Source organism: Mesorhizobium sp. P3_A9 (genome assembly GCF_056402975.1).
On sequence record NZ_JBFUGJ010000339.1, the window covers coordinates 1 to 6,207 of the forward strand.

Annotated in this window: 5 protein-coding genes; all 5 read left to right on the plus strand. The window is 66.2% G+C overall.

What is annotated here, in order from left to right; translation table 11 throughout:
- Positions 1-245 (plus strand): hypothetical protein (locus AC1DX0_RS29100; protein WP_477357855.1); only part of this gene is annotated, 245 nt, incomplete at its 5' end.
- Positions 226-1,377, plus strand: a complete 1,152-nt coding sequence (locus tag AC1DX0_RS29105) for an efflux RND transporter periplasmic adaptor subunit (RefSeq protein ID WP_477223664.1) — start codon at positions 226-228, stop codon at positions 1,375-1,377. The genes AC1DX0_RS29100 and AC1DX0_RS29105, both read left to right, overlap by 20 nt.
- The gene (locus AC1DX0_RS29110; protein ID WP_477223665.1) at positions 1,374-4,529 is read left to right on the plus strand and encodes an efflux RND transporter permease subunit; all 3,156 of its coding nucleotides are present in this window, start codon (positions 1,374-1,376) and stop codon (positions 4,527-4,529) included. The genes AC1DX0_RS29105 and AC1DX0_RS29110 overlap by 4 nt, the downstream gene beginning before the upstream one ends.
- Positions 4,513-5,787 carry an efflux RND transporter periplasmic adaptor subunit gene (locus AC1DX0_RS29115; protein WP_477223666.1) on the plus strand — a complete coding sequence of 425 codons (1,275 nt, stop codon included), beginning with the start codon at positions 4,513-4,515 and terminating at the stop codon, positions 5,785-5,787. The genes AC1DX0_RS29110 and AC1DX0_RS29115 overlap by 17 nt, the downstream gene beginning before the upstream one ends.
- A 3-nt stretch (positions 5,788-5,790) precedes the next feature.
- Positions 5,791-6,207: efflux RND transporter permease subunit (locus AC1DX0_RS29120; protein WP_477357858.1), on the plus strand; the 417-nt coding region annotated here is incomplete at its 3' end.

The window sequence follows — 6,207 nt, forward strand, 5'->3', positions numbered from 1 at the left end:
CCGTTCAAATCACCCAAAATGGAAGCACGGCAATGTGGGAAGCCATGATGATGCTGCGGCTGATCGCATCGATGAGCCCAAAACTCTCGCTCGGCCAGCGCGCCAGCCATGCCGCCGTTCCGGCGGCGTTGCCCGCCGACACGCTGAAGGGCGCGGTGCGCTTGCACTTTGCCGCCTGGCGCTTGTCGCTGCCGGTTTCGCAGCAGCCCAACCGCCACGGACATCATGACCGCAAGATCGCGTAAGACCTATCTTGTCGTGTCGGGCGTGCTGATCGTCCTGGCAGCCATGGCGGCGCTGAGCGCCTATGGCCGCTCGACGGTCGAGCCCGCCGCGCAGGCTCTTGCCGCGCCGCGCGTCAGCCTGACGGTTGCGGTCGAAAAGGTGCGCTCCGAGGCGGTCGCCTCGTCGATCAGCGCTACCGGCACCGTCGCCGCCCGGCAGGAAGCGACTGTCGGCGCCGAGACGTCCAGCCTCAAATTGACCGAAGTGCTTGTAAGCGAAGGCGATCATGTGCGGGCCGGCGATGTCGTCGCCCGGCTCGACGCCTCGGTGCTCAAGGCACAACTGGCCGAGCAGAAGGCAGCGGTCGACCAGGCCCAGGCGACGCTGGACAGCGCCGTATCCGCTGCCGGCCGTGCCGACAGGCTGCTGGCCAGCAAGGCGATCAGCGCCGAGACGGCGGAAGACAAGGCGACCGCCGTCAAGACCGGCCGGGCCTCGGTCGAGCAGGCCAGAGCCGCCGCTGACAGGCTGCAGGCCGAGCTCGACCAGGCGACCATCCGAGCGCCCTTCGATGGCGTCGTCTCCAGCCGGCCGGCGGTTGCCGGCTCGATCGTCCAGGCCGGCACCGAGCTGATGAAGATCATCCGCGACGGCAGGCTGGAGGTCGGCGTGCTTGTCCCCGAAAAGGACCTGCCTGCGATTTCGGTCGGGCAGGCGGCCAGCGTCGTCGACGCTTCGGGCCGGACCTTTGCCGGCAGCGTCTCTTCGATCGCGCAGACGGTCAGTTCGACGACGCGGCTCGCCACCGTTTATGTCGCGCTCGGCGAAGGCTCGGGCCTGAAGCCCGGCATGTTCGCCCGCGTCTCGATCGCAGGCGCCGCCTCGCAAAGGCTTGATGTCGCCGAGGCCGCTCTTGTTTGGCAGGACGGCAAGCCCAGGGTTTTCGTGGTCGACGCTGCCGGCAAGGCCGCCGCTCGCGCCGTCACCACCGGCGCGCACCAGAACGGCCGCGTCGCGATAGAAAGCGGGTTGTCGGAGGGCGACAGTGTCGTTGTCGCCGGTGCCGGTTTCCTCAGCGACGGCAATCTGGTGCGCATCGCCGATGCGCAAGCGGGCGCTGACGCCGGCAAGGTGACGGAGGCGGCGCGATGAACGCCATTTCCTCCTGGTCGATCCGCAACCCGGTGCCGACCATCGTTTTGTTCCTGTCGCTGACCATTGCCGGCCTCTATGGCTTCATGCAGCTGCGCACCAACAACATGCCCGACATCGACCTGCCGACGGTCACCGTCACCGTCTCGCAGCCGGGCGCGGCGCCCAGCGAAATGGAAGTGCAGGTGGCGCGGGTGATCGAGAACGCCGTGGCGACGCTGGAAGGCGTCGACGATGTGTCGACCTCGATCAGCGAGGGGTCGTCCGTCACCACGGTCGAGTTCACATTGGGCATCGACCCCGAGACCGCCACCAACGATGTCCGCAACGCCGTGTCCGAAGTGCAGTCGAGCCTGCCGGCAGCCGCGCAGACGCCAGTAGTGGCCAAGATGAACGCGACCGGAAACTCAGTGTTGACCTATGTCGTCGAGGCGCCCTCGATGTCGCCGGACGCGCTGAGCTGGTATATCGACAATGATGTCGCCAAGGCGCTGCTCGGCGTCGACGGCGTCTCCAAGATCACCCGTTCGGGTGGCGTCGATCGGGTCATCCGCGTCGAGCTCGATCCGGACCGACTGGCCGCACTCGGCATCAGCGCCGGCGATGTCAGCCAGACGCTCGCCTCCAACAACGTCAACCAGCCCGGCGGCCGCACCAGCGTCGGTGGCCAGGAGCAGTCGGTGCGCACGCTGGCCAGCGCCGGCACCGTCGACGCGCTGGCCGACACCCGCATCGCGCTGTCGGGCGCCGGCGGCGTCAAGCTTTCCGACCTGGGCAGGGTGGTCGACAGCTGGGAAAAGCCGCGCCAGGCCGCCTATCTCGATGGCCGCCAGGTCGTTGCCTTCAACGTCTACAGGTCGGTCGGGTCGAGCGAGATCGACGTGGTCAAAGCCGCGCGGACCGCAATCGCGGAGATAGCGGCGAAGACAGACACCGCGAAATTCACCGAAGTCACCTCGTCGTCCGGCTTCGTCCAGGAAAGTTATGATGCCGCATTCGAGGCGCTGTGGATTGGCGCGCTGCTCGCCATCGGCGTCGTCTGGCTGTTCCTGCGCGACATCAGGGCGACGCTGGTTTCGGCGGTCGCCATGCCGCTGTCGCTGATCCCGACCTTCGCGGTCATGGCGGCGTTCGACCTCTCGCTCAACAACATCACCTTGCTGGCGCTGTCGCTGGTGGTCGGCATCCTCGTCGACGACGCCATCGTCGAGATCGAGAACATCGTGCGCCACATGCGCCAGACCGGCGCCAGCGCCTACCAGGCGGCAATCGAGGCCGCCGACGAGATCGGGCTTGCCGTGGTGGCCACCACGGCGACCATTGTCGCGGTGTTCCTGCCGGTCGGCTTCATGCCCGGCATTCCGGGAAAATTCTTCTTCTCCTTTGCCGTCGCCGTCTGCGTGTCGGTGCTGTTTTCTCTGCTGGTGGCGCGCATGCTCACCCCGCTGATGGGTGCCTATCTGGTGCGCGCCGGCGGCCATAGCGAGGACGACCTGCCGGCCTGGGTGCCGACCTATCTCTGGCTGCTGCGCAAGGCGCTCGACCATCGCTGGATCACGCTTGTCGCCGGCATCGCCTTCTTCGCCGGTTCGCTCGCGCTGGCAACCAAGCTGCCGACCGAATTCATGGCGGCGACCGATCGCGGCCGCTCGATGATCTCGGTCGAGCTGCAGCCGGGGTCGACGATCGAACAGACGACAGCCGTCGTCCAGGACATCACCAGGCGCTTGAAGGACGAGCCGGCCGTCGACAGCATCTTTGCCACGATCGGCACCGCGGCCTCATCCGGTGGTGGCCCGAACCGTGGCTCGACCTCCGCCGAGGTGCGCAGCGCCAATGTCACCGTCAATTTGAAACCGCGGGGCGAGCGCAGCGTCAGCCAGCAGCAGTTCGAGGCCGAGGCGTCGCCGAAGCTCAACGATATTCCGGGCGCCCGCATCCAGTTCGGCGCCGACGGCTTTGCCGGCGCCAAAGTGGCGATTACGCTGGTCGGCGACGATGGCGAGGCGCTGCAGAAGGCCAGCGATGCGCTGATCGATGGCATGAAGTCGGTGCCCGGGCTCATCAACCCGACCTCGACGGCGGCGACGACCAAGCCGGAGTTGATCGTGCGTCCCGACAGCGCCAGGGCGGCCGAGCTTGGCGTGACACCGACCGAGATCGCGGCGACGGTCAAGATCGCCACCATCGGCGACACCGACACCAGCCTGGCGAAGTTCAATCTCGGCGACCGCCAGGTGTCCGTTGTCGTCACCTTGCCCGACGGCGCCATCGACGATCCGGCGAAACTGGCCGTCCTGCCGCTGGTCGGCAGCAAGGGTATCGTGCCGCTCGGCGCCGTCGCCGATATCGGCTTCAATGCCGGGCCAAACAGCATCACAAGGGTGGGGCGCAGCCGCAGCGCCACTGTCGAGGCGGATCTCTCCGGCCTGACGCTCGGCCAGGCGACCGCTTCCATCCATGCCTTGCCGGCGATGCGCGACCTGCCCGCCGGCGTGCATGAGCTGGCGCGCGGCGATGCGGCGCGCATGCAGGAGCTCTTCTCGGGCTTCACTACTGCGATCGCCGCCGGCATTCTGCTGATGTACCTGACGCTGGTCTTGCTGTTTCGCGGTTTCGTGCAGCCGGTGACCATCCTGGTCGCGCTGCCGTTGTCGGTCGGCGGCGCGCTCGGCTTCATGCTGATTACCGGCAAGGCGCTTGGCATATCGCCGCTGATCGGGATATTGATGCTGATGGGCATTGCGGCCAAGAACTCGATCTTGCTTGTCGAGTACGCTCTGGTCGCCGAGAAGGAGCGTGGCATGAGCCGCTTCGACGCACTGCTCGACGCCGCGCGCAAACGGGCACGGCCCATCGTCATGACATCGATCGCCATGGGCGCCGGCATGTTGCCGATCGCACTCGGCATCGGCATCGGCGCCGACGCCGAGACACGGGCGCCGATGGCGATTGCCGTGATCGGCGGGCTCATCTCCTCGACCGTGCTCAGCCTCGTCTACGTTCCTGTCGTCTACACCTTCATGGACGACATCCAGCGCTTCCTTGGCCGGTATCTCGCCCGGCTTCTGGTGGAACGATCCGATCCCGACAGCCAGACGGCGACCGCAACTCCAGCGAAAGATCATCCAGGCCATGCCTATCCAGTCTAGCCCGTCTTCCCTGCCGGTCCGCCGGCTCGCGGCGATACTCGTCACTACGGTTCTTCTGGCGGCCTGTTCGCAGGAGGGGAGCAAGGCGCCCGCCGGCATGGCCGGTGCAAGCAAGCCGGAGGTTGGCGTCGTCACGCTGCATCCGCAATCGGTGGCGATCACGGCCGAGCTGCCGGGACGCACGTCAGCCTCGCTCACCGCCGATGTGCGTCCGCAGGTCAACGGCATCATCCAGGCGCGCCTCTTCAAGGAGGGCAGCGAGGTCGTGGTCGGGCAGCCGCTCTACCTCATCGATCCGGCGAGCTACCAGGCATCCTATGACAGTGCGCAGGCTGCCCAGCAGAAGGCCGAAGCGGCGGTGCCGACGGCGCAAGCCAAGTTCGACCGCTATGCCGGTTTGTTGAAGCAGAACGTTGTTTCCAAACAGGATTATGACGATGCCGCGGCAACGTTGGCGCAGGCCAATGCGGATGTGGCGTCGGCCAAGGCCAGTGTCGAGACCGCGCGCATCAATCTCAACTACACCAGCATCACCGCGCCGATCGCCGGCCGCATCGACAAGTCCTCGCTTACGCCGGGCGCCCTGGTCACCGCCAATCAGGACACTCTGCTCACCACCATCCGCTCGCTCGATCCGATCAATGTCGACGTCACGCAGTCGAGCACCAATCTGCTCAATCTGCGCCAGGCGATCAATGAGGGCCGGCTGAAGTTCAGCGGCCCCAATGTCAGCGTCAAGCTGAAGCTCGAGAACGGCACCATCTACACGCAAACCGGCAAGCTGGAATTCGCCGGCGCCAATGTCGACCAGACGACCGGCACTTTCGCGCTCCGGGCGGAGTTCCCCAATCCCGATCGGCTGCTTTTGCCGGGCATGTATGTGCGGGCGCTGGTCGAGGAGGGCGTCGCGCAGAACAGTTTCCTGGTGCCGCAGCGCGGCGTCAGCCGCAACACCAAGGGTGAGGCGACCGCCATGGTCATCAACGCGCAAGGGAAAGTCGAGACGCGCGTGCTCGCTGTGCGCAACAGCGTTGGCAACAACTGGCTGGTGGATTCCGGCGTCGGCGACGGCGACCGCGTCATCGTCGAGGGCCTGCAACTGGTGCGCCCCGGCGGCGATGCGACGGGTGTCGAAGTGACGATCGACGAGACGACCGGCGAGGTCAAGGACCGCGCGCAGACGTCTTCGTCCGCATCTTCCACAGCGGTGGCTGATAGTGGGCAGAAACCGGCGCAAGGCGCCTCGGCCGGGAACTGAGCGATGTCAGCATTCTTCATCAACCGGCCGATCTTCGCCTGGGTGATCGCCATCGTGATCATGCTGGGCGGTCTGCTCGCGCTGACCACGCTGCCGATCTCGCAATATCCGCAGATCGCGCCGACCACGGTCAACATCAGCGCCACCTATCCGGGCGCTGATGCATCGACCGTCGAGAATTCGGTGACCAAGGTCATCGAGCAAGGCATGACCGGTATCGACAATCTCGACTACATGACGGCGACCTCGACCTCGACCGGCCAGGCCTCGATCACGCTGACCTTCACCACGGCTGCCGATCCGGACACCGCCCAGGTGCAGACGCAAAACAAGCTGCAGCTGGTGCAGTCGCAGCTGCCGCAGGTGGTGCAGAGCAACGGAATCACCGTCTCCAAATCCTCGACCGGCTTCCTGATGGTC

What these genes read in the sequence shown, in the direction of transcription:
- AC1DX0_RS29105 (WP_477223664.1), top strand. Translation starts at nt 226, where the DNA reads ATGACCGCAAGATCGCGTAAGACCTATCTTGTCGTGTCGGGCGTGCTG.
- AC1DX0_RS29110 (WP_477223665.1), top strand. Translation starts at nt 1,374, where the DNA reads ATGAACGCCATTTCCTCCTGGTCGATCCGCAACCCGGTGCCGACCATC.
- AC1DX0_RS29115 (WP_477223666.1), top strand. Translation starts at nt 4,513, where the DNA reads ATGCCTATCCAGTCTAGCCCGTCTTCCCTGCCGGTCCGCCGGCTCGCG.